Origin of the sequence: Flavobacterium olei (assembly GCF_039749035.1) — a bacterium.
Lineage (GTDB): Bacteria > Bacteroidota > Bacteroidia > Flavobacteriales > Flavobacteriaceae > Flavobacterium > Flavobacterium olei.
Window position 1 is genome coordinate 564,565 of the sequence record NZ_JBDKWC010000003.1, and the last position, 21,944, is coordinate 586,508.

The 21,944-nt window shown below is 33.7% G+C and carries 19 protein-coding genes; 16 read left to right on the plus strand and 3 right to left on the minus strand.

Features of this window, described 5'->3' with window-relative positions; translation table 11 throughout:
- The first annotated feature begins 487 nt into the window (after positions 1-487).
- The 16 genes from ABEB31_RS10140 to ABEB31_RS10215 all read left to right on the plus strand — a co-directional run bounded on the left by ABEB31_RS10140 (position 488) and on the right by ABEB31_RS10215 (position 17,790).
- Positions 488-1,162 carry a hypothetical protein gene (locus ABEB31_RS10140; RefSeq protein WP_347051494.1) on the plus strand — a complete coding sequence of 225 codons (675 nt, stop codon included), beginning with the start codon at positions 488-490 and terminating at the stop codon, positions 1,160-1,162.
- Complete coding sequence (locus ABEB31_RS10145) at positions 1,162-2,283, plus strand: DNA repair protein RecN (protein WP_347051496.1); 1,122 nt, start codon at positions 1,162-1,164, stop codon at positions 2,281-2,283. Before ABEB31_RS10140 ends, ABEB31_RS10145 begins: the two co-directional genes overlap by 1 nt.
- 27 nt (positions 2,284-2,310) lie before the next feature.
- Positions 2,311-4,125 carry an OmpA family protein gene (locus tag ABEB31_RS10150; protein ID WP_347051498.1) on the plus strand — a complete coding sequence of 605 codons (1,815 nt, stop codon included), beginning with the start codon at positions 2,311-2,313 and terminating at the stop codon, positions 4,123-4,125.
- A gap of 47 nt (positions 4,126-4,172) precedes the next feature.
- Complete coding sequence (locus ABEB31_RS10155) at positions 4,173-4,943, plus strand: ABC transporter permease (protein WP_347051500.1); 771 nt, start codon at positions 4,173-4,175, stop codon at positions 4,941-4,943.
- A gap of 2 nt (positions 4,944-4,945) precedes the next feature.
- Positions 4,946-5,776, plus strand: coding sequence for an ATP-binding cassette domain-containing protein (locus ABEB31_RS10160; protein ID WP_347051502.1), 831 nt, complete (start codon positions 4,946-4,948; stop codon positions 5,774-5,776).
- A 9-nt stretch (positions 5,777-5,785) separates the two neighbouring features.
- On the plus strand, positions 5,786-7,300 hold the full coding sequence (locus ABEB31_RS10165) for an AAA family ATPase (protein WP_347051504.1): 1,515 nt from the start codon (positions 5,786-5,788) through the stop codon (positions 7,298-7,300).
- A gap of 86 nt (positions 7,301-7,386) precedes the next feature.
- Positions 7,387-7,833, plus strand: a complete 447-nt coding sequence (locus ABEB31_RS10170) for a GNAT family N-acetyltransferase (protein ID WP_347051505.1) — start codon at positions 7,387-7,389, stop codon at positions 7,831-7,833.
- A gap of 94 nt (positions 7,834-7,927) precedes the next feature.
- Entirely contained in the window at positions 7,928-9,388 is a 1,461-nt protein-coding gene (locus ABEB31_RS10175; protein WP_347051507.1) for a lipopolysaccharide biosynthesis protein, read from the plus strand.
- Positions 9,389-9,413: 25 nt separating this feature from the next.
- A complete protein-coding gene (gene dut / locus ABEB31_RS10180) occupies positions 9,414-9,848 on the plus strand; it encodes a dUTP diphosphatase (protein WP_347051509.1) in 435 nt (144 codons plus the stop codon).
- Positions 9,849-9,932: 84 nt separating this feature from the next.
- Entirely contained in the window at positions 9,933-10,949 is a 1,017-nt protein-coding gene (locus tag ABEB31_RS10185; protein WP_347051511.1) for a sugar phosphate nucleotidyltransferase, read from the plus strand.
- Between the two features lie 41 nt (positions 10,950-10,990).
- Positions 10,991-12,340 carry a tetratricopeptide repeat protein gene (locus ABEB31_RS10190; RefSeq protein WP_347051513.1) on the plus strand — a complete coding sequence of 450 codons (1,350 nt, stop codon included), beginning with the start codon at positions 10,991-10,993 and terminating at the stop codon, positions 12,338-12,340.
- Positions 12,341-12,351: 11 nt separating this feature from the next.
- Positions 12,352-13,131 (plus strand): lipoprotein insertase outer membrane protein LolB1, encoded by a 780-nt coding sequence (gene lolB1, locus ABEB31_RS10195; RefSeq protein WP_347051515.1) that lies wholly within the window; start codon positions 12,352-12,354, stop codon positions 13,129-13,131.
- A 23-nt stretch (positions 13,132-13,154) separates the two neighbouring features.
- Positions 13,155-14,456 (plus strand): murein hydrolase activator EnvC family protein, encoded by a 1,302-nt coding sequence (locus ABEB31_RS10200; RefSeq protein ID WP_347051517.1) that lies wholly within the window; start codon positions 13,155-13,157, stop codon positions 14,454-14,456.
- A 140-nt stretch (positions 14,457-14,596) separates the two neighbouring features.
- Positions 14,597-14,989 carry a 30S ribosome-binding factor RbfA gene (rbfA, locus tag ABEB31_RS10205; RefSeq protein WP_347051519.1) on the plus strand — a complete coding sequence of 131 codons (393 nt, stop codon included), beginning with the start codon at positions 14,597-14,599 and terminating at the stop codon, positions 14,987-14,989.
- 1 nt (position 14,990) lies between these two features.
- Positions 14,991-16,190 (plus strand): ABC transporter permease, encoded by a 1,200-nt coding sequence (locus ABEB31_RS10210; protein ID WP_347051521.1) that lies wholly within the window; start codon positions 14,991-14,993, stop codon positions 16,188-16,190.
- A gap of 172 nt (positions 16,191-16,362) precedes the next feature.
- On the plus strand, positions 16,363-17,790 hold the full coding sequence (locus ABEB31_RS10215; RefSeq protein WP_347051523.1) for an MATE family efflux transporter: 1,428 nt from the start codon (positions 16,363-16,365) through the stop codon (positions 17,788-17,790).
- A gap of 56 nt (positions 17,791-17,846) precedes the next feature.
- Here the strand turns inward: ABEB31_RS10215 and dusB are convergent, their stop codons facing one another.
- From dusB to ABEB31_RS10230, 3 genes are all read right to left on the minus strand, one after another.
- On the minus strand, positions 17,847-18,839 hold the full coding sequence (gene dusB, locus ABEB31_RS10220; RefSeq protein WP_347051673.1) for a tRNA dihydrouridine synthase DusB: 993 nt from the start codon (positions 18,837-18,839) through the stop codon (positions 17,847-17,849).
- A gap of 148 nt (positions 18,840-18,987) precedes the next feature.
- On the minus strand, positions 18,988-20,277 hold the full coding sequence (flxY, locus tag ABEB31_RS10225) for a flexirubin biosynthesis putative acyl-CoA ligase FlxY (protein ID WP_347051525.1): 1,290 nt from the start codon (positions 20,275-20,277) through the stop codon (positions 18,988-18,990).
- Positions 20,274-21,941, minus strand: coding sequence for a C45 family autoproteolytic acyltransferase/hydrolase (locus tag ABEB31_RS10230; protein ID WP_347051526.1), 1,668 nt, complete (start codon positions 21,939-21,941; stop codon positions 20,274-20,276). The genes flxY and ABEB31_RS10230 overlap by 4 nt, the downstream gene beginning before the upstream one ends.
- Positions 21,942-21,944: the final 3 nt, after the last annotated feature.

Here is a 21,944-nt window from a genome sequence, read left to right on the forward strand (position 1 = left end):
TTATCAGTCCCAGTGCTTCCTTTTTTATAAGGGTTGTATTTAGCTTTCTCAATCCCTGTGGACAAATTTAAGAAAGCTTTAGGAAAAAAATCTTACACAATTTCCATGTGATCTTTATATATTTCACATGTTTGGTTATGCTAAACATAATATATTGATAATCAGAATTGTGAAGCGATACAATTATTTAGATAAGAAGATTATAGTACCTAAAAGTTATATTACTATTTAATTATGGTTTTTAGATACTATTGATTCTTAATCATCATCTAAGTTTTTTATCTTGGGCATCTTAATCATAAATTTAAGATGAAATAATTTGTACTATTATTTAATAAAATTAATAGATGATAATCCTATTTGAATAAGTTAACTATTTGACAGTAAAAATACTTACATTTATTTACTTTTTTTAGTAACTTTTTAACATTCTGTACGTATAACATTTAACAACCAAAGAAGTATTAAAAAATAGATCAACTAAACAATGGCAAAAGAAAGTTTTAATTGGAAGAGCCTTTTTATTAATGATGAAGCTGCTAAGAACGAAGGATCAGCTCCGGCTCAGCCTGCAGCACCAATTGTATCAACACCTGATAATAAATTCCCAACGCAAGCTACAGAAACATTTCCGGCAAACGCAGTGACAAATCCTTTTTTAAACGAAATTTTTGAAGTTTATAATAAAGGTTTTGATTCATTAAATGCTGATGGTTTTGATTTTTTTGAATTGTACAAATCTGTGATGGCTGTAGGAGTTACAAATCCGCAGAGTTATCAGATGGCTTTTACGATGGGAAAAACGATAAAATCGGATTTGACAAAAGAGTTTCTTTTGGAGAAATCAGGTTTTTATATTAGCGAAATTGAAAAGGTATACGCCAAATACGATGCTGTTGGTAAAACTAAAAAATCTGAATTAGATAATAGTATTACAAAAGAAAAATACAATTTGTCTAAAAATATTTCTGATTTAGAAGCCAAAATTATTGAACTTCAAAAAGAATTGGAAACTAAGAAAATGGAGCTTCAAAAAATTGATCCAAAAAATATGGAACAGCTTTCGGAAATTCAATTAAAAATGGAAGCCAACGATTTAGCAAAACAAAAAATATTATCATCAATCAACACTGTAATCACAGGAATTAATCAATATCTATAATGGACAAATTCGAACAAGAGAAAAGCACTCTTTTATCATTACCAATCTTAAAACACTTTGATGAATCTAAAGGTGAAATTGCTTTAAAATCAGGAGTACTTAAAAAAGGCGAAAAGTCATTGTTTTGGGCTTTAGCATTAGGATTGTTAGGAGTTGGAGGATATTTAGTCTGGACTTATATTATTCCGCCATTATTTACAATGCTTGGGCAGGCAATCGCATTATCTGCAACAGGAGTGTTCTTAGTTTTCTTAGTGATGATGTTTCCTGTTATTATGAAAGGACTTCGTTTTGCAACAAAAAATCTTCATAAAGCATTGATTCAAAGTAATCCTTTTAATGAGTTAGAAGAGCAGAAACAAAAGATGATTAAAAACCGTGAAGTTTTTAAAAATACAAAAGCTAAGCTAAAAGGACTAAAAGGCGAAATGGAAATTGAAGCCAATAAGGCCGAAAAAGAAGCCAAGTCATTTCAGGAACAGGTTTTAAGTTTACAACGTCAGTCAGAAAGATTAAAATCTGCCATGGATGAAATGGTAAAAGCGAATGGGGTTGCGGCAAGAGATACAGACGAGTATGTAGCCCTGCAAAGTGAATTAGCTAGAAAACTAAGCGATTCGCAAAGAATCTCAACTCAATATGAGCAAAGTAAAAGTTTTATCCAGAAATATGGCGTTCGTGCGAATGTTTTAGGAAAAATGGATAGAAAATTAACTTTGGCCGGAACAGCAATCGATATTAAAATTGCCGATTTTGATGCCACTGTTACAATGCTTCAAAAAGAATATGAGTTTGCAAGAAATGCCAAAGAAGCTACAGAAAGTGCAAAAAGCGCCATGATGTTTACTAAAGACTGGGAACTGGAATACGCACTTGAAGTAGTAACTTCTACAATTGCTCAGGATATTGCCAAAACATCTGAAAACTTAATTGACATTGATGCTTTAACTTCTAAATATTCTGTTGATAATGACGAATTGTATTCTAGATTAGATTCATTGGCTGATGAAATTAAAACCGGAGACAACACGATTCCAGACTCAACAAAATATACAAGTCCGAATTATAAAATGACTAAAGAAGATAAATTATCAAGCGGCGGTTTTGGGGATATTTTTTAATACATAAATTTAAATTTTAAATATAAAATGGGAAAAATTTTAAGAACAGAAAAATTAACTACGTTTTCTGAATTATTAATTGTGATCGTTGCAATTGGAGCAATTTTAGCCGGAGTCTATTACATCTCTCCTGGAATTAAAACCGCCGTTTCGAAGCAATTAGACGGGATGGAACTTAACTCTACAGATGTTAATAACGTTACAAATGCTCAAAAAATACCATTGCCAAGTACTGAAATTTCTTCAGAAGTTGCCAACAAACCTTTAGTAAGAATTGCTGCATATGCATGGAATGCACAATCTGGAATTATTGTTTCTAACGGTGGACCTAAAACAACAAAAGGTTCTTTGATGGAAAAAAACGGAGTTAATCTTGAAATTATCCGTCAGGACTGGCTTTCAGAATTGCGTAATATGCAAATGAAATTTATTGAAGAATTTGATAAAGGCGAAGCTTTTCCAAGTTCAGATAAAAGTGCTTTTGCGGTGATAATTATGGGAGACGGAGCACCGTTTTACATTAGTTCTGTTCAGAAATCTTTAAACGAAAAATACGGAAAAGACAAATACCACGTACAAGTTATGGGTGCTGTAGGTATGAGTTACGGAGAAGATAAATTAATCGGACCTCCAAACTGGAAATCGGATCCAAAATCTATGAAAGGGTCTGTAATTTCTGCAGTTCTTGGAGACGGTGACTGGGTTACTACAGTAAACTACTGTTTTGCAAACGGTTTAAAAGTAAATCCTGATCCTGCAACTTACGATGCAGATGCAGTAAACATTTATCCATCTGAAAATGATGACTATATCAAATCTGCAGAAGAATTGATTAAATCGCAAACTACAGGTTGGACAGTTACATTAAAAGAAGTTGTTGACGGAAAATTAACTGGAAAAACAGTAAACAGAAAAATCGACGGTTGTGCAACTTGGACTCCAGGTGATAAAACAGTTTTTGATAAATTGACTGGTTTTGTTGATATCGTTTCTACAAAAGAATTTAACAACCAGATGCCAACAACAATTATTGGTGTGAAAGAATGGGCAGAAAAAAATCCTGATATTGTTTCTAATATTTTGAAATCGGCCCTTACAGCTTCAAACCAAATGAAAAATTATGAAGACTGGAAAGTGAGAGCTTCTCAGGCAGTTGCAGATACTTACAAATTAGAAACTGCAGATTATTGGTATAAAATGTTTAAAGGCCAGCAAGGAACAAAAGGCGGATTGACTTATAATATGGGAGGTTCAAAAGTATTTAATTATGCTGATGCAATGCAATATTATGGTTTGTCTGATGGTGTAAACAGATATAAATCTGTGTACAATCAAGTTGCCGGATATTTAACAGAATTGAATCCTTTTGGATTTAACGAAAATGTTGGAGCGGTTGTTCCTTATGAACAAGCGGTAAACTTATTCTTCCTGAAAAACATTAATGACATTGAGTCAACATCTGCAGATAAAGCAGATTATAGTAATCAAGCAACAGAAGTTGTGGCTTCTGGAGAATGGAAAATTAATTTCAATACCGGAAGTGCAGAAATTTCTAACAGTTCAAGCAAAGAAGTAGAAAAAATCTACAACCTTCTTGTTCAGGCAGAAAACACAAAATTAACGGTTGTGGGACACACCGATAATATCGGAAATCCAGATTCTAATTTAGCTTTATCAAAAAGCAGAGCAGAAGCGGTTGTAAATTATTTGAAACAAAAAGGAATTCCTGCAAACCGTTTTCAAATGGTTGACGGAAAAGGACAAAATGATCCGATCGGTGATAATAATACTGCTGCAGGAAAAGCGCTTAACAGACGTGTAGTTATTACTTTCTTAAAATAATAATTTAATATAAAAGGCTGTCTTACGGGACAGCCTTTACTATAAATATGATAAAATTTTTAACGCCCTTTGAAAAAATATCAAAGACCAATAAAACCCTAATTTTAACAGGGTGGCTAGTACTTTTGATAATTATTTGGTTTGCCGCCACTTCTGGCGAAAAACATTTGTTTCCTTCTCCAGCTCAGGTTTTAACGGGTTTTCAGGAATTATATAGAGAAGGATTGGTAGAACATATTTTCAATTCTTTAAAATTGTGTTTTATCTCTATTTTTTTAGCAACATTCATTTCATTAATATTAGCTTATTCATGGCCTATTCCGTTATTAAAATCAATTTCAGAATTTGTTACTAAATTTCGTTTTTTACCTTTTACCGGACTTTCGTTTTATATCACAATGGTGATTCACGAAGCTCGAATGATGCAGGTTTGGATTTTAGTAATTTTCCTGACTACGTTTTTAACAACCTCATTAATTGCTGTAATCAAAGATATTCCACAAGAAGAATTTGATCACGCCAAAATGCTAAAATGTACAAGATGGGAAGTGCTTTGGCAGGTTATTATTTTAGGACGAATAGATTATGTAATAGATGTAATCAGACAAAATCTTGCCATTACCTGGATGATGCTTGTTACGGTAGAATCTATAGTTGTAGCTTCTGGAGGTTTAGGATTTTTAATCAAAAACTCTGATAAATTCATGAATACCGGACGTATTATTGCGCTTCAAATCATCATATTATTAATAGGACTTGGTTTAGACGCAGGAATCAATTACTTAAGAAAAGCCATATTTAGATATTCAAAAATATAATCATGACACACGAATTTAAAGAAACGCTTTTATACGTAGAAAATCTTAGCGTGGCGTATGATGATACCGTTATCATTAAAGATATTAATGTAATAGAAAAAGATGTTATACGTCCGAATGTAGAATGTACAGGTCAGGTTATTGCTTTTTTAGGAAGATCGGGCAGAGGAAAATCTACGTTTTTTAAGGCATTGACAGGATTAGTTCCTTCAAACACGGGAAAAGTATTAATTAGAGATTTTGAAAACAGCGAACCCAATGCAGCCAAACCAGTTAAGGAAGGCGATATAGGTTTAGTAGATCAGAAATACACTTTATTTAGACATAAAACCGTTACCGAAGCTTTAAAATTTTCGTTGAGAAAAACCAAGCTTTCAGAATCTGAAAAAGAAACTAAAATAAAACAATACCTAAAAGAATGGGGTTTAGAGAATTGTAAAGACAAATATCCTAACGAACTTTCTGGCGGACAAAGACAAAGAACCGCGATTATTGAACAGTTGTTTTCGTCTGACCAGTTTATTGTTTTAGATGAACCATTCTCAGGATTAGACGTTGGAAACATTCAGGAAGTAAAAAAAGCATTTGATTTACTGGGAAAATCTTCGGAAGTAAATACCGTTATTTTCTCCACTCACGATATTGAATTGGCGTTGGAATTAGCCCAAACCATTTACGTTATCGGTTACCCGACAATCGACGGAAAATTACAAAGCTACGGAACCATCGTTGCCAAATACGATTTAAGAGAAATGGGATTGGCGTGGAAAGATTATTGCGGAGAACACTTAGAATTATCAAAAGAAATTATACATCAGATGATGATTTCTTAAACAATTTATATGTCAAAAAAGAATCCAATATCGATTTTAGAAGAATCATTTCTGTCTCTAAAAAAATATTTAGAAACAGATAAAAATCAAAATGAAGCCGTTTTTACGGCTTCGTTTATTAATGATTTAAACAGAGAAACCCTTAGTATTCTTGAAATCTGTAATGTGTTAAATCAAGATTCAGATTTTATTCAGAAAATAAACAATCGCGTTTCTCCTTCTTCGGGATTATTGCTAAAAGCAGAACATTTTTTTCTTTCGGATATTATCGAAATTTTCGAGAAACTCCCCGAAACTAAAAACGAAAAAGCACAATTTGTTCTCGCCTATTATTACGACGCTTTGCGAAATAAACATTTTGCAGACGCCAATTCTGTGAGTGAATTAAATCAGCTGGTTTTTTCGAATGATTTTAAAAATCTGTTGGTAAAAATTAAACAGGAAAATAAAATAACATTTGCAAACGAACAGCAAAATCAATATTTACTGCCAGAGATTTTATCTGAAACCAAGCATGCAAAACTAGAAGAAATTACAACTAAATATCAAAATTTTATTCAATTTGCTTTTAATAAAAAGTTTGAAAGCAATGTTGCTCTGAATGATTTTTTGGGTTTGAAAAAATCAAAAAGTACAGACAAAAACACAGCAGATTTACCAGAAGAAGATACGCTGGAAAAAGTGCTGGAAGAACTAAATCTTTTAATAGGTTTAAAAGAAGTAAAACAAGATGTTGCCGAACTAATTAATTTATTAGAAATACAAAAAAAGAGATCGAAACAAGGATTAAAAAATGTTGAGATCACTTTGCATACCGTTTTTCTAGGCCCTCCGGGAACAGGAAAAACATCGGTCGCAAGATTGCTGAGCCGAATTTTTAAGCATTTAGGATTTTTATCCAAAGGCCAAATGTTTGAAACCGACAGAGAAGGTTTAGTTGCGGGTTACGTCGGGCAAACAGCGACAAAAGTAAATAGTGCTGTAGAATCTAGTCTTGGCGGGGTTTTGTTTATTGATGAAGCTTACGCATTAACACAAAATCTTACCGGAAACGATTATGGGACAGAAGCCGTAAACACCTTAATAAAAAGAATGGAAGATCACCGCGATGATCTTGCCGTTGTTGTTGCCGGCTATACAGAACCGATGCAGATTTTTATAGAATCTAATCCGGGATTAAGATCTCGTTTTAATAGATTCTTTCATTTTAAACATTTTACTCCCGACGAATTATTTCAAATTTTTGAATCGTTTTGTAAAAAATCAGATTTTATAGTTTCAGAAGAAGCAAAAGAAAAGCTTACAGATACTTTTGAATTATTGTTTTCTGAGAAAGACGAAAGTTTTGGAAACGCCAGAGTTGTGAGAAATTTATTTGAGAAATGTGTTCAAAATCAGGCAAACAGAATTGTAAAACTCAAAAAACTAAATCAAAAAATCCTAAAAACATTTACCGAAGAAGATATTCCGGAACCGAAAGAAACGCAGAAAAATGTAAAATTTAGTGTCGCCGAAGAGAAATAATATTTTTTGCTCAGTTAAAAGGCATACTTTTCATCGGAATTCTTAATTGTTTTTTTGATTAATTTTGAACTCTATTTAAAGATGCTATGAAATTTACAATCAAAGAACTTACCACTATCAAAGAAATGCTTGCCCAGATTGAAACGATTCGATTTCTTTATCTAAACATTTCCGAAGAAAAATATGAAGCGTATCTTTCTCAAATGGTTCCTCATAATTATACACAGATCGGAGTGTTTGATGAACAACAATGTTTAGGAATTACCGGTTGCTGGTCTGCAACTAAATTATGGACAGGTAAATATCTTGAAATTGATAATTTTGTGGTACATCCAGATTATCGCTCAAAAGGTATTGGAAAGTTATTAACTGATTATATAGAACAAAAAGCAAATTCTTTAGAATGCAGCAGTATTGTTCTGGATGCTTTTACAGGAAATTTTGGTGCGCATCGATTTTACTACAATCAGGGCTATGCTCCAAAAGGATTTCATTTCGTGAAAATCTTAGACGAAAAAAAAATGACCGTATAAAACAGGCATAACTTTTCTTTATTGCACCAACAAAAGCATCATTAAACAAAAGAAATGGTTATTTTTGTCTTACAAACATTATTAGAATTGTATTTTGGGATTATATAAAAGTCTATTCAAGCAAACGGCAATTTACGGACTGGCGACAGTTTTACCGCGAATGCTGAGTTTTTTATTAGTGAGATTATATACAGGAATTTTACCTACAGCAGAGTATGGTGAAGTTTCAATTGTATTGTCCTGGATGGTTTTCTTTAATGTTGTCCTTTCGTACGGAATGGAAACTGCATTTTTTAGATTTTACAGCGCCGAAGAAGATAAGAAAAATGTAATTGCAACTTCTACAATTTCAATATTTTGGACTTCAATTATTTTTCTTTTTGTTGCTTTAATTTTTAGAAATACTCTTGCTAATTTAGCAGAAGTAGATGTTCAGTATGTAACTTATACGGTTTGGATTTTAGTTTTGGACGCATTGGTTTTGATTCCGTTTTCTAAATTAAGAGCTAATCAGAGGCCGATGGTTTACGCAGCAATTAAAATCGGAAATGTGGTTATAAATCTTTTGCTGAATATTTTCTTTTTGATGTATTTGCCAAAATTAGCCGCTTCAAACCCCAATTCTGTCTGGGATAATTTATATGTCGAAAACTTTCAGATAGCTTATATTTTCATAGCAAATCTTTTGGCAAGTTTGGCAACTTTTATTGTACTCTCTCCCAATTATCTTTCGCTTGGACGAAAATTTGATCCCGTACTCTGGAGAAAAATGATGAAATATGGATTGCCTATTTTAGTTGCAGGTCTGGCTTTTGCGGTTAACGAACATTTCGATAAAATTCTTCTGGGCTATTTATTACCAGAAAATTTAGCAAAATCTGAAGTAGGGGCTTATTCTGCCTGTTATAAACTTGGATTATTTATGGTGCTTTTTGCAACCGCGTTCAGGCTAGGAATTGAACCTTTCTTTTTTAGTCACGCCAAAAACGAAAATGCTCCTCAGACTTATGCCGTGATTACCAAATACTTTGTAATTCTTGGTTCCTTAATTTTACTGGGAGTTATTGTTTTTGCAGATGTCTTAAAATATTTATTATTAGACAATAAGTCGTATTGGGAAGCCATGAAGGTTGTACCCCTTATTATTCTGGCAAATTTCTTTTTGGGTATTTATAATAACCTCTCGGTTTGGTACAAACTTACCGACAGAACCCAAATTGGCGCCTATATTTCTATTGTAGGAGCCATTGTAACTTTAGTTTTAAATTATTTTTTAATTCCGAAATATAGTTATTACGGTTCGGCAATTGCAACAATTTCAGCCTACGGAAGTATGATGCTGATTTCTTATATTTTAGGAAATAAATATTATCCAATTCCTTATGATATGAACAAAATTGGAGCTTATCTTGGAGTTTCAATTCTGTTTTCTGTAATCTCATTTTACGGATTCAGGGAAAATTATCTAGTTGGAATTCCTTTATTATTAGCTTTTATGTACATGGTTTATCATTATGAAAAAGCTACGATTAAAGGAATAATGAAAAGAAAATAAGTGCTTTACAAATTTATACTTACAAATGAAAATTCAAATTATCAATAAATCGCAACACGATTTACCCAATTACGAAACTATCGCATCTGCAGGAATGGATTTGCGTGCCAATATTACAGAGCCAATTACGTTAAAACCTTTAGAAAGAACAATTGTAAAAACAGGACTTTTTATAGAATTACCAATTGGTTACGAAGCTCAGGTAAGACCAAGAAGTGGTCTGGCAGCTAAAAAGGGCGTTACGGTTTTAAATTCACCAGGTACTATTGATGCCGATTACAGAGGTGAAATTGGTGTAATTTTAGTAAATTTATCTAATGATGAATTTATAATCGAAAATGGTGAAAGAATCGCGCAGTTAATTATCGCCAGACACGAAAGAGCAGAATGGATCGAAGTGGAGACACTTTCTGAAACATCAAGAGGCGAAGGAGGCTTTGGAAGCACCGGAGTAAAATAAATTCGGGAGAATTCATACATAGTTAAAAAAAGAAAGACCAAACCCAATGAAGATTTTCTAAATCTTCCAATAAAATTAAATAAGATGAAGATAATAGTGCCCATGGCAGGCCGCGGATCAAGACTTAGACCACATACATTAACCGTTCCTAAACCATTAATTCCCGTTGCCGGAAAATCTATAGTACACCGCTTAGTTGAAGATATTGCAAAAATATTAAAAGAACCAATAGAAGAAGTAGCTTTTATTTTAGGAGACGAAGCTTTTTTTGGAGATGATGTGGTAAAAAGTTTAGAAGAATTGGCAAAAGGACTTGGGGCAAAAGCGTCAATTTATCGTCAGGATCAGCCTTTGGGAACCGGGCACGCGATAATGTGTGCAAAAGAATCTCTTTCAGGGCCAGCTGTAATTGCTTATGCAGATACTTTAATTAGAGCCGATTTTGAATTGGATCCTTCAGCAGATGCTGTGATTTGGGTAAAACAAGTTGATCAGCCGGAAGCTTTTGGTGTTGTGAAACTAAATCAGAACAATGAAATTATCGAATTGGTTGAAAAACCAAAAGAGTTTGTAAGTGATTTAGCCGTTATCGGGATTTACTATTTCAAAGAAGTTGGCGTTTTAAGAAATGAACTTCAAAGTGTATTGGATAATAATATTCAGAACGGCGGTGAATATCAGATCAATGACGGAATTAAAGCTATGATGGCAAACGGAAAAGTTTTTAAAACCGGAAGTGTAGACGAATGGATGGATTGCGGAAATAAAGATGTTACCGTTGAAACCAATACAAGAATGTTAGGCTTTTTGCATAATGACGGCGAACATTTGGTAGATTATGATGTAACGCTGGAAAATGCAACCATTATTCCGCCATGTTATATTGGAGAAAATGTTGTGATCAAAAATGCAACAGTAGGCCCAAATGTTTCTTTAGGAAAAGGATGTTATGTAACAGACAGTACAATCAAAAATAGTTTGGTACAGACGTATTCTCAAATTAAAAATGCTAACTTAGATAACGCAATGATAGGAAATCATGTTAGTTATGATGGTAAGTTTACCAGTATCAGCATTGGTGATTATGCAGTTTTAGAATAAAAACTAAAAAAGTTTCGTTTTTGTTTAGAGGGATTAAAACAATGAAAAAGAAAGTCTTAACTATATTATTTTTCGCTTTGTTTGGAAGTACGTTTTCGGTTTTTGCACAGACAGAACCCGAAGATATTGCTATGGCGACAGATGAATATCAGGACTCTTTTTATGAATCATTAAAACAAAAAGGAATTGAAAATTACGATAAAGCCATTGTATCACTGGAAAAATGCATTAAGCTGAAACCCAATGATGCAGTTGCTTATTTCGAATTAGGAAAAAATTACCTGTCGCTGAAAGAATATCAAAACGCACAAAATGCTTTCGAAAAAGCCACACAATTGGATCCTAAAAATAAATGGTTTTGGCTGGGGATTTATGATGTAAGTTACGAAACCAAAAATTATCCGCTGGCAATAGAGACTATTCAAAAAATTATTGTTTTTGACGAAGAGTACAAAGACGATTTGATTTCATTATACATGATTACCAATCAATACGATAAAGCATTGACGGCGATTAATGAAATGAATGATAAGTTCGGAAAATCTTCTGATCGTGAAATTTATAAAGCTCAGATATTATCACAGGGAAAATATCAAAATGCAGAAATAGATAATCTTGTTCAGCAGATTAAAAAAGATCCAAAAGAAGAATCCAATTATCTGAATCTTATTCTTTTATATTCAAAAAACAATGAAAATGAAAAATCGCTGGAAGTAGCCAAACAATTAGCGAAGGAAATTCCAAATTCAGAATGGGCTCAGGTAAGTTTATTCAAAACCTATTTGGATGCCAATCAGGCCGATAAAGCCATAAAATCGATGAATGTAATTTTGGCCAGTTCCAAAATTGATTCAAAAATAAAACACCGAACTTTAAATGAGTTCTTAATCTTTGTGAATAAAAATCCCCAATATTCAACAGATTTAGAAAAAGCAATTTCTTATTTTGATAATGATCCAAATGTTGATGTTGCAAAAGAAATTGGAAAATTTTATCACAGTAAAGGACAATTTGAAAACGCAATTAAGTATTACGAAAAAGATTTAAAGGCAAATTCAGAAACAGAACGTGAAACGAATTTATTGTTATTGGATGCTTATTCAAAGGCCAATCAGTTTGAACCATTGACCAAAAGAGCGATGACAATGATCGAGGTATATCCGAGTCAGCCACAGTTTTATTATTATGCCGGTTTAGGAAACAATCAGTTAAAGCAATTTAAAAATGCAAAAACCGTTTTAGAAATGGGGCTTGATTATGTAGTTGATGACGCTAAACTTGAAGCAGATTTTAATATTCAGTTAGGAGAAGCATTTAATGGATTAGGAGACGCCAGAAAAAAAGAGGAATACTTTTTGAAGGCAAATGAATTATTGAAAAAGAAAAAATAAAAGAGAATCAGATGAAAAAATATATAGCAATACTTATTCTGTCCCTTGCAGTGATTTCATGTAAATCAAAGGCAGTGGCAGTGCAGGGAAATACAAGCCAGAACGTTACGACAAAAGAGGATAAAAAAGTAATAGAAAAACATTACGATAATAAATTAGACTTTTCGACTCTTTACATAAAAGCGAGTGCAAAATATGTAGACGAAAAACAAAGCCAGAATGTTACTGCAGAAATTAGAATTGAAAAAGACAAACAAATTTTAATAAGCGTTCGTTTCTTAGGGATCACAATGGCAAAAGCTTTAATAACTCCTTCTGCTGTAAGTTACTACGAAAAAATAAACAGCACATATTACGAAGGTGATTTTACCAGTCTGAGTAAATGGCTGGGAACAGATTTAGATTATTCTAAAGTTCAAAATTTATTGATTGGTGAAGCTTTTGATGATTTACGAAAAGGAAAATATACACAGACAATTGTAGATAACCTTTTTAGACTTGACGAACAAAAAGAAGCTAATTTGAAAAAAACTTTTTTCCTGGATGGAGAAAAATATCTTATTCAGAAAGAAGAGATTTCGCAGCCATCAGAAAACAGAACTTTACAAATTGCCTATTCAGACAGTAAAGTTTTTAATCAGGGAACCATTCCGACAAGTATCGAAATCAATGCCGTACAGCCAAAAGGAAAAACAAGTATTAGTCTGAATTACAATACTATTACCTTTAACGAAGAACTTTCTTTTCCGTACAGCGTTCCAAGCGGATATAAACGAGTTTTAATTAAGTAAATTTGCAAAAAGAAAACATAAACATGCCAAAATTTCTCCTAAGCCTAATTTTAATGTGTGCGACTACTTTTGTATTTGCACAAGATTCACAGCAAGAAAAACTGGAGCAGCGTAAAGCTCAGATTCAGCAGGAAATTAGAGACAATGAAAAAATGCTTCAGTCTGTTCGTAAAAAGGAAAAATCTGCTGTAAATGAATATTTGATTCAGGCGAACAAAATCAAATTGAAAGAGAAATTAATTAATACTACGGCAAAACAGGAAAAGCTGATTAGTAACGATATGTATATCAATCAGGTTAAGGTTAATAAACTTAAAAAAGAGCTTGAAATTTTAAAAGCAGATTATGCTGTAATGATTTTAAAATCCTACAAAAGCCGATCTCAGCAAAGTCGAGCTATGTTTATTTTATCTTCTGATAGTTTTTTACAAGCATATAAAAGAGCACAATATTTAAAACAATATACGAATTTCAGAAAAAATCAAGGTTTAGAAATTCAGTCTAAAACAGCTCAATTAGTAGATTTTAATGCAAAGTTGGATGGTCAGCGACAAGTAAAAAAGAAGATTATAGCCGAAAATCAAAAAGAAAAAGTTACGCTTGAAGTTGAGAAAAAAGAACAACAAAAATTAGTTAATTCCCTCAAAAAGGATAAAAGTAAAATTGCGGCTGATATTAAATCAAAGCAAAAAGAGTCAAAAGTAATTGATGGAAAAATTAAAGATCTTATTCGAGAACAAATCAGGAAAGCAAATGAAGAGAGACGAAGAAAAATAGAGGAAGAAAGAAGAAGAATAATAGAAGAGAACAAGAAAAAGGGTATTGAGACTAAAGATAGTGATCTACCAGATACGCCACCTCCTGCCTCTTCAGACAAAATTACACTAACACCAGAAGGTAAAATTTTAGCTGCCGATTTTAAAGCGAACAGAGGAAAGTTACCTTGGCCGGTTGAAAAAGGATTTATATCTCTGGGTTATGGAGATAACCCTCACCCCTTGCACCCGTCCATTACGGTACACAATTCAGGAGTTGAGATTACTACAGAAAATGGTGCAACAGCTCGTGCAGTTTTTGAGGGAACGGTTTCCAAAGTTATTGCATTATCTCCGGTAAACAGAGCAGTCTTTATTCAGCATGGGGATTATTTTACCGTATACCAAAATCTTAGTTCTGTATCGGTTGAACAAGGCGATAAAGTAAAAGTTAAACAAAGTCTTGGAAAAGTGAGAACAAGCGGTGATACAGGAAGAACAATTATTAAATTCCTGATTCTTCAAAATACAACATATAACAATCCGGAAGGATGGCTGCAAAACAGATAATTTAAAGGGAGCAATTTTTGCTCCCTTTTTTTTGGAAATCAATAACGTTTTTTGCAAAATTAAATCTGACAAATAAAAATTACTTCTTTCCTGAAACTGAAAGTATACAGATTAAATTTAAAAAGTAGTATTTTTGCACTATGGAAACAAATAGACAGAAAAAAATTGGCGGAGTAATTCAGAAAGATCTGGTTGATATTTTGCAGGGTGAAGTGAGAAAAAATGGAATTACCAACTTGGTAATTTCAGTATCCAAAGTTAGCGTAACAACAGATTTATCTGTAGCCACAGTGTATTTAAGTATTTTTCCTCAGGAAAAAGCACAAGAAACTTTAGAAGGAATTAAATCTAATTCAACATTAATAAAACATGATTTATCGCAGCGCGTTCGTTTGCAATTGCGCCGTGTTCCAAATTTAGTTTTCTTTATAGATGATTCGTTGGATTATATTGAGAAAATAGACAACGCATTATCAAACAGAGAAAATCCAATCGAAAATCGTGATCTTTTAGAAAAAAGAAGAAAGTCATAAATTGAATTTCCCATTATACATAGCCAAACGTTATATTTTTAGCAGAAGTAAAAACAATGCTATTAATATTATCAACCGCATTGCCAGCATGGGAATCATTGTTGGTACAATGGCTTTGTTTGTGGTTTTATCTGTTTTCAGCGGGCTGAAAGTCTTCAGTCTTTCGTTTACAAATGAAATTGATCCGGATTTAAAATTGACAACCACATACGGCAAGTCATTTTTACTTACTCCTGATCACGAATCTCAACTAAAAAAAATCGATGGCGTCGCTTCTTACACCAAAATTATAGAAGAACGCGTTTTGTTTTTGTTTAAAGACAAACAGCAGGTAACTTATTTGAAGGGTGTTGACAGTATATATCCTGTTGTAAATGATATTAAGAAGAAGCTATTCAACGGCCAGTGGCTTAAGCCCGATAGTTATCAGGTAGTTATTGGTTACGGATTATCTCAAAATTTCTCAATGGGAATTCTTGATTTCGAAAATCCACTTCAGATTTTTGCGCCCAAACCAGGAAAAGGAGCAATCGAAAATCCCGAAGAAGCTTTTAATAAAACAGATGTTTTACCAGTAGGAATTTATTCAATCAGCGAAGATTTAGACTCCAAATATGTATTTGCAGATTTAGGTTTGGTACAGGAATTATTAGTGTATAAACCCAATCAGATTTCTGGAATCGAATTTAAATTAAAAGAAAATGCTGATGAGAATGCTGTTAAAAAACAGCTTAATGCTATTTTCAAAAATACGGTTACATTAAAAAACAGGGCACAATTGAATGAGTCTTTATACAAAATGCTCAATACCGAAAATATAGCCGTGTATTTGATTTTTACTTTAGTCATTATTGTAGCGCTTTTTAATTTAATTGGCGCATTGATTATGATGATTTTAGAGAAAAAAGGAAATCTTAAAACCCTCTTCAACTTAGGAACAGATATTGGCCATCTTCGCAAAATATTTCTTCTTCAGGGAACATTACTTAGTCTTTTCGGCGGTGTCACCGGACTTGTTTTGGGAATAATCCTTGTGCTTTTACAGCAGCAGTTTGAACTTATTATGATCACGCCAACTTTGGCATATCCTGTTGTTTTTACAATAGAAAATGTATTAATTGTAATGGCGACAATTATCTCTCTTGGATTTATTGCGTCCTTAATTGCAAGTAGTCGGGTAACTAAAAAATTACTGGATTAATTTCTTGTTAAAAAAAATTATTATATTTACCGCCTTATAAATCTATAGTCTATGATTGTTTCTGCCTAATCCTATTTTATTTTTTTAGAATAATTAGGATACTTTACGTTTACTTTTTTTTTAGTTCAGGTTAAAATATCTGGACCAATTTTTTTATTTATCCTAATATATCATGACAGAAACAACTATAAAAGACAATTTATTTTCGAAAATTTATACTACACTAAAACAAGCTTTAAAAGGGGATGAATCTTTTGATTATACCTCAGGAAGCATAAAACGAGCCGTAATTTTATTGGCCATTCCGATGGTTTTAGAAATGATGATGGAATCGGTTTTTGCTTTAGTCGATCTATATTTCGTCGGACATTTGGAGCACAGCAGTTTTGCAATTCAGACAGTAGGCTTAACCGAATCAGTTTTAACGGTAATTTATTCGCTCGCCATCGGAATGAGTATGGCGGCCACAGCAGTTGTTGCACGGCGAATAGGCGAAAAAGATCCGGTCGCTGCTGCAAAAGCCGGGATGCAGGCTATCATTATAGCAATAGCAGTAAATAGTGTAATGAGCATTTTAGGAATTTTCTATGCTAAAGATATTTTAATCCTGATGGGTTCTTCTGTAGAATCTGCCGAACACGGTTACCGATTTACGCAAATAATGATTGGAAGCAGCCTTTGTATTATGCTTTTATTTCTGATTAACGGAATTTTTCGTGGTGCCGGAAATGCCGCTATTGCCATGAAAAGTCTTTGGATTGCTAATATGTGCAATATTATTTTGTGTCCGGTTTTAATAAATGGTTTAGGACCGATTCCTGCTTTTGGATTAGTAGGTGCCGCTTTGGCTACAACGATTGGAAGGACCATTGGAGTTTTGTATCAGGTTTATCACCTGTTTTTTGGAAACGGAATTCTCAAAATCAATATTGCTTATTTTGCTCCTGATTTTAAACAAATTCGTGCTTTAATAAAAATTGCAGCTCCCGGAATTTTGCAATTTGTAATTGCTTCCTGTAGTTGGATATTCTTAGCGCAATTGGTAGCTACAACCGGTGGAGATCATGGTTCTGCAGGCTATCAGACTGCTTTGAGAATTATGATGTTTTTCATTCTTCCGGCCTGGGGTTTAAGTAATGCAGCCGCAACTTTGGTCGGTCAGAATTTAGGAGCGAAACAAATCGAACGTGCCGAGAAGTCTGTTTATACAACTGCACGTTACAATGTTATTTTTATGGCTTCAATTATGATTATTACGCTGGTTTTTGGCCAATATATTATTTCATTTTTTACCAATGATGAACAAGTAAAAACCATTGCGATTGAAGCATTACAAATTATGAGTATAGGCTTTATTTTCTACGGAATCGGAATGGTTTTAATCAATACCTTCAATGGTGCTGGTGATACCTGGACACCAACCGGAATAAATTTCTTCGGTTTTTGGTTGTTCCAGATTCCGCTGGCGTATGTTTTGGCCAAACATTTTAATATGGGTCCTACCGGAGTTTTTATTGCTATTCCGGTTGCGGAAACTGCCATTACTCTGGCTGGAATCTTTTTTTATAAAAGAGGGAAGTGGAAGAGAGTACAAGTTTAATATAAAAAAAAGACCTTCAATTTTGAAGGTCTTTTTTGTTGTTATAAATGTCTGATTTAAACAAATTCATATCCGGCGTAAACTTCTTCAATCTCCTTCATAATGGCAAAAAGATTTTCAGGCTCATCCGTTGTAACTAATTTTTGTTTGAATTCTTTAAATGAATGAATTCCTTTGAAATAATTGGTATAATGTCGACGCATCTCGACAATTCCAAGGCGTTCTCCTTTCCAGTCCATCGACCATTGCAAATGATTTCGTGCAGCTTCAACACGATCAATAACTGTTGGAGCAGGTAAATGTTCACCTGTTTTAAAAAAATGTTTGATTTCATTAAAAATCCACGGATAACCAATGGCAGCACGGCCAATCATAATTCCGTCAATTCCGTATTCATTTTTATATTTTAAAGCTTTTTCAGGATTATCAATATCTCCATTTCCAAAAATTGGCATTGTAATTCTCGGATTATTTTTTACGCGTGCAATATGCGACCAGTCAGAATGACCTTTATACATTTGAGCACGGGTTCTTGCGTGAATTGTTAAAGCCTGAACACCAATATCCTGAAGTCTTTCGGCCACTTCATCAATATTTATAGAATTTTCGTCCCAACCTAAACGTGTTTTTACTGTTACAGGAAGATCGGTGCTTCTGATAACCGCCTTAGTTAAACGAACCATCAAATCCACATCTTTCAAAACTCCGGCTCCGGCTCCTTTGCAAACCACTTTTTTTACCGGACAGCCAAAGTTAATATCAACTAAATCTGGTTTTACAGTAGAAACAATTTTTGAGGAAAGTGCCATTGCCTCCTCGTCACCACCAAAAATCTGAATTCCAACAGGGCGTTCGTAATCAAAAATATCCAGTTTCATTCGGCTTTTTATGGCATCGCGAATTAGTCCTTCTGAAGAAATAAACTCAGAGTACATCATGTCGGCTCCGTGCGTTTTGCATAACCTGCGAAACGGCGGATCACTTACATCTTCCATCGGAGCCAGTAATAAAGGAAATTCGGGAAGTTCTATATTGCCAATCTTAACCATATTGTATATTTTTTGCAAAATTACAACATTTAGTTCAATTTGTACCAAATTGAGGTTTAAAGGTTCAGAGTGGCAAAGGTTCAAAGGTTTTTTATCAGACAATTAGGAATACTTTGTTCCTTTGTTCCTTTGAACCTTTGTCCCCATACTAAGACCGATAGTCAAAAAACCGAATTGGTTTTCGACTCATCGGATTAAAAACCAAAGGATTCAGAATTTCTTTTGAAGCAAATTCTATTTTTGGAGTAACTCTCAATTTGGCCCTGAAATGGTCTTTTATTTCCTGAAGAAATTCCGGTGTCTGGTTTTTTGCCGCAATTTTAATCAGGATTTCATCGGTACCTAAATCGTTTGTCGAAATCTCAATCAAATGATTTTCGATAGTATCAAAACTACTCAAAACATCATTCATCGCCGGAGGATAAAGCGTTGTTCCTTTGTATTTGATCATTTGTTTTTTACGGCCAACAACCGGACCCACGCGAAAAGTATTTCGTCCACAGGCACAAGGTTCATCATGGAGCTGTACCATATCGCCCGTTTTAAAACGTAACAAAGGCATCGCTTCAATGCCCAAAGTTGTAAAAGTCAATTCGCCGGTTTCCCCATTTTTCACAGGTATGTTGTTTTCATCCAGGACTTCGACAATAATCAATTCAGGATGATGGTGCCCGCCTTTTCCGTGCTGACATTCTGTAAAAGCAGTGCTCATTTCTGTAGAAGCGTAAGTCGAAAACAACTTAATATTCCACTTATCTGTAATTTTTTTCGATAAAATATTCATCGAAAAATCTTGTTCCCTTAATGATTCTCCGATGCAAATTGCTCCTTTAATACTCGAATTATTATAATCGATTCCGTGAACTTCGGCATATTCTATTAATTTTAAAAGGAAGGAAGGAACCGTAATTAAATACGACGGGTTGTATTTTAAAATAGAATCCCATTGCATTTCGGGAATTCCGGCGCCCACGCGAATAACACCAACTTTCAATTTTCTTAAACCTAAAAAGTAAGCCAGACCTGCCATAAATTTTCGGTCAATTGTGGTCATTAACTGTACCACATCGCCTTCTGCAATTCCGGCACAGGCAAAAGAAATGGCTTCATTATACGCCAGTCGGTCCAGATCAGAATCGGTTAAACCAAACGTTACCGGATCGCCCAAAGTTCCGGATGTCGAGGCATAATCGATAATTTTATGCTGCGGAACACACAAAAAATCATCATTGTACTGCTGTAAATCTTCTTTTGTGGTAACAGGCAAATGTTGTAAATCTGCAAGCGTTTTTATTTTTGAAATATCGATATTTTGTCCCGCAAAAAGTCTTTTATAAAAAGGAGAATTTTTACCAATGTATTCTAAAAGTTCACTTAGCTTCTGCTCTTGAAAAATTTTAATTTGTTCTAAAGATTCTTTTTCTATATCTGGAATCATTGTAATTTTCTTTTGACTTTTTTTAAATATTTTTCAATTGATGCTTTTTCAGGAGCGGTGGTAATCTCTTTGGTTAATGCTTTTTCGAAATTCGCTTTCGCGGAAGCATACTCTTTCTGCTGATAAAAGTACAATCCTGTTTTGTAATACACAACCCAATAATTGGGGTTTAGTGATTCATAATAGTGCAGATAATCGTTTGAGAGAATTTCTTTTTTTTCTAAAGCAAGGTCAATTTTATGATTTTCAATTTTAAATTTCTGAAAATCCGAAAAGGATTTTGAATTTAAAAAATCATCTTTAGCAATATTTAATTCTTCAATCTCAAAGGATTTTGGTTGATTATCAGGTCTTTCCTTAAAAACAGTTTTCAAATCGTAACATACAAATTCACCCAGCTGATACGGATTTGCCGAAACCCAGGCCAGTTTTTCTTTGGGTTTAAAAATAATTCCATGATGTGCTAAAAGCTGATTCAGTGCTTTTTCATTTCCTAAACCTAAAGCAATATTTTGCAGACCTTCCTTATTTCTTAAAATTTCAGATGCAATTTTTGGATTCATTTTAGGATTTTGATTCAAAAGTTCCTGCATTCTCTCCAAACGATATTCAGAATGGCTGTTGGCAATTTGTTCCTTATTTCTTTTATCATTTTGAAAAGCTTCGCCCTGAAAATGATTTGAACAAATTAATTCATTGCTGTTTGCCACTTCAAATACATCCATTTTTTCCGGAGAAACTTCAATTAAAACGGCTTTATTGTCATTTGCACTTCCTACCATAATCGACTCAGAAACAAATACTTTCCTTTTTTTTGCAATTGCAACAGCTTCTTCAATAGTGTTGGCATGTTGTAAAATCTCGCGTGTTAAAATCGAAATCGGAGTTTTCGCGCTAAGCGGAATTTTGGATTTCGATGCATTAATCGTAACCGTTAATCCTTCAAGGTTCATTCCCGAAACAGCGCCGATCATTCCGGGCCAGGTCACCATCATAAAAGGATTTCCATTTTCCGGTTTTATAAAGGCAACGATTTTATTTTCCGCGAAAGCATCATTTACATAAAAATCAAAATTACGTGCCAGAATTAAACTTCCATCTTCTGATTTGTCGTTCCACGCTGCAAAAGAAGAGCAGCCAACCAATGCCAGATCCTGCAAAGCGTGTCCGATATCATGTGCGCCATGCAGATACAGACTGCGTTGGTATTGTGTTGCGATATTGTCAAATTCATGTGAGGTATATCGTGAAACTCCATAAATTTCGCTTTGATATTCGTTTGGAACATTCAGATACAATTTACGATTGTACCAATTTAAAAAATGGCGCAGTAATTTTTGTTGAAATTTAGACGGAACAATATCGGTTATTTTAGAGAAAAAAATGCGTTGCTGCTTTTGCAAAAGAGAATCGGTTAAAGCTCCGGTTGCAAGACCAATTTGCAAAGGATCACCCTGCACATAGAGTTCCCAAAGACCTTGTTTATTTTTTAAAAATGAATTTTTTCCAGAAATAAAACTACTGTCCGAGAGTTTCTTAACCACTGGTTTTTCAGCATTAAAATTGGTGAGATCAGGAATATGATGTTTTGATTTTGAAGTGCCGCAAGAACTCAGTAACAGAAGAAAACCGATGCAGAAGATATATAAAATTCGGATTTTCATGAT

Bases quoted from the DNA above. Each gene is read 5' to 3' on its own strand.
- ABEB31_RS10140 (WP_347051494.1), top strand. From the start codon at position 488: ATGGCAAAAGAAAGTTTTAATTGGAAGAGCCTTTTTATTAATGATGAA.
- ABEB31_RS10145 (WP_347051496.1), top strand. From the start codon at position 1,162: ATGGACAAATTCGAACAAGAGAAAAGCACTCTTTTATCATTACCAATC.
- ABEB31_RS10150 (WP_347051498.1), top strand. From the start codon at position 2,311: ATGGGAAAAATTTTAAGAACAGAAAAATTAACTACGTTTTCTGAATTA.
- ABEB31_RS10155 (WP_347051500.1), top strand. From the start codon at position 4,173: ATGATAAAATTTTTAACGCCCTTTGAAAAAATATCAAAGACCAATAAA.
- ABEB31_RS10160 (WP_347051502.1), top strand. From the start codon at position 4,946: ATGACACACGAATTTAAAGAAACGCTTTTATACGTAGAAAATCTTAGC.
- ABEB31_RS10165 (WP_347051504.1), top strand. From the start codon at position 5,786: ATGTCAAAAAAGAATCCAATATCGATTTTAGAAGAATCATTTCTGTCT.
- ABEB31_RS10170 (WP_347051505.1), top strand. From the start codon at position 7,387: ATGAAATTTACAATCAAAGAACTTACCACTATCAAAGAAATGCTTGCC.
- dut (WP_347051509.1), top strand. From the start codon at position 9,414: ATGAAAATTCAAATTATCAATAAATCGCAACACGATTTACCCAATTAC.
- ABEB31_RS10185 (WP_347051511.1), top strand. From the start codon at position 9,933: ATGAAGATAATAGTGCCCATGGCAGGCCGCGGATCAAGACTTAGACCA.
- ABEB31_RS10190 (WP_347051513.1), top strand. From the start codon at position 10,991: ATGAAAAAGAAAGTCTTAACTATATTATTTTTCGCTTTGTTTGGAAGT.
- lolB1 (WP_347051515.1), top strand. From the start codon at position 12,352: ATGAAAAAATATATAGCAATACTTATTCTGTCCCTTGCAGTGATTTCA.
- ABEB31_RS10200 (WP_347051517.1), top strand. From the start codon at position 13,155: ATGCCAAAATTTCTCCTAAGCCTAATTTTAATGTGTGCGACTACTTTT.
- rbfA (WP_347051519.1), top strand. From the start codon at position 14,597: ATGGAAACAAATAGACAGAAAAAAATTGGCGGAGTAATTCAGAAAGAT.
- ABEB31_RS10215 (WP_347051523.1), top strand. From the start codon at position 16,363: ATGACAGAAACAACTATAAAAGACAATTTATTTTCGAAAATTTATACT.
- dusB (WP_347051673.1), bottom strand. From the start codon at position 18,839: ATGGTTAAGATTGGCAATATAGAACTTCCCGAATTTCCTTTATTACTG.
- flxY (WP_347051525.1), bottom strand. From the start codon at position 20,277: ATGATTCCAGATATAGAAAAAGAATCTTTAGAACAAATTAAAATTTTT.
- ABEB31_RS10230 (WP_347051526.1), bottom strand. From the start codon at position 21,941: ATGAAAATCCGAATTTTATATATCTTCTGCATCGGTTTTCTTCTGTTA.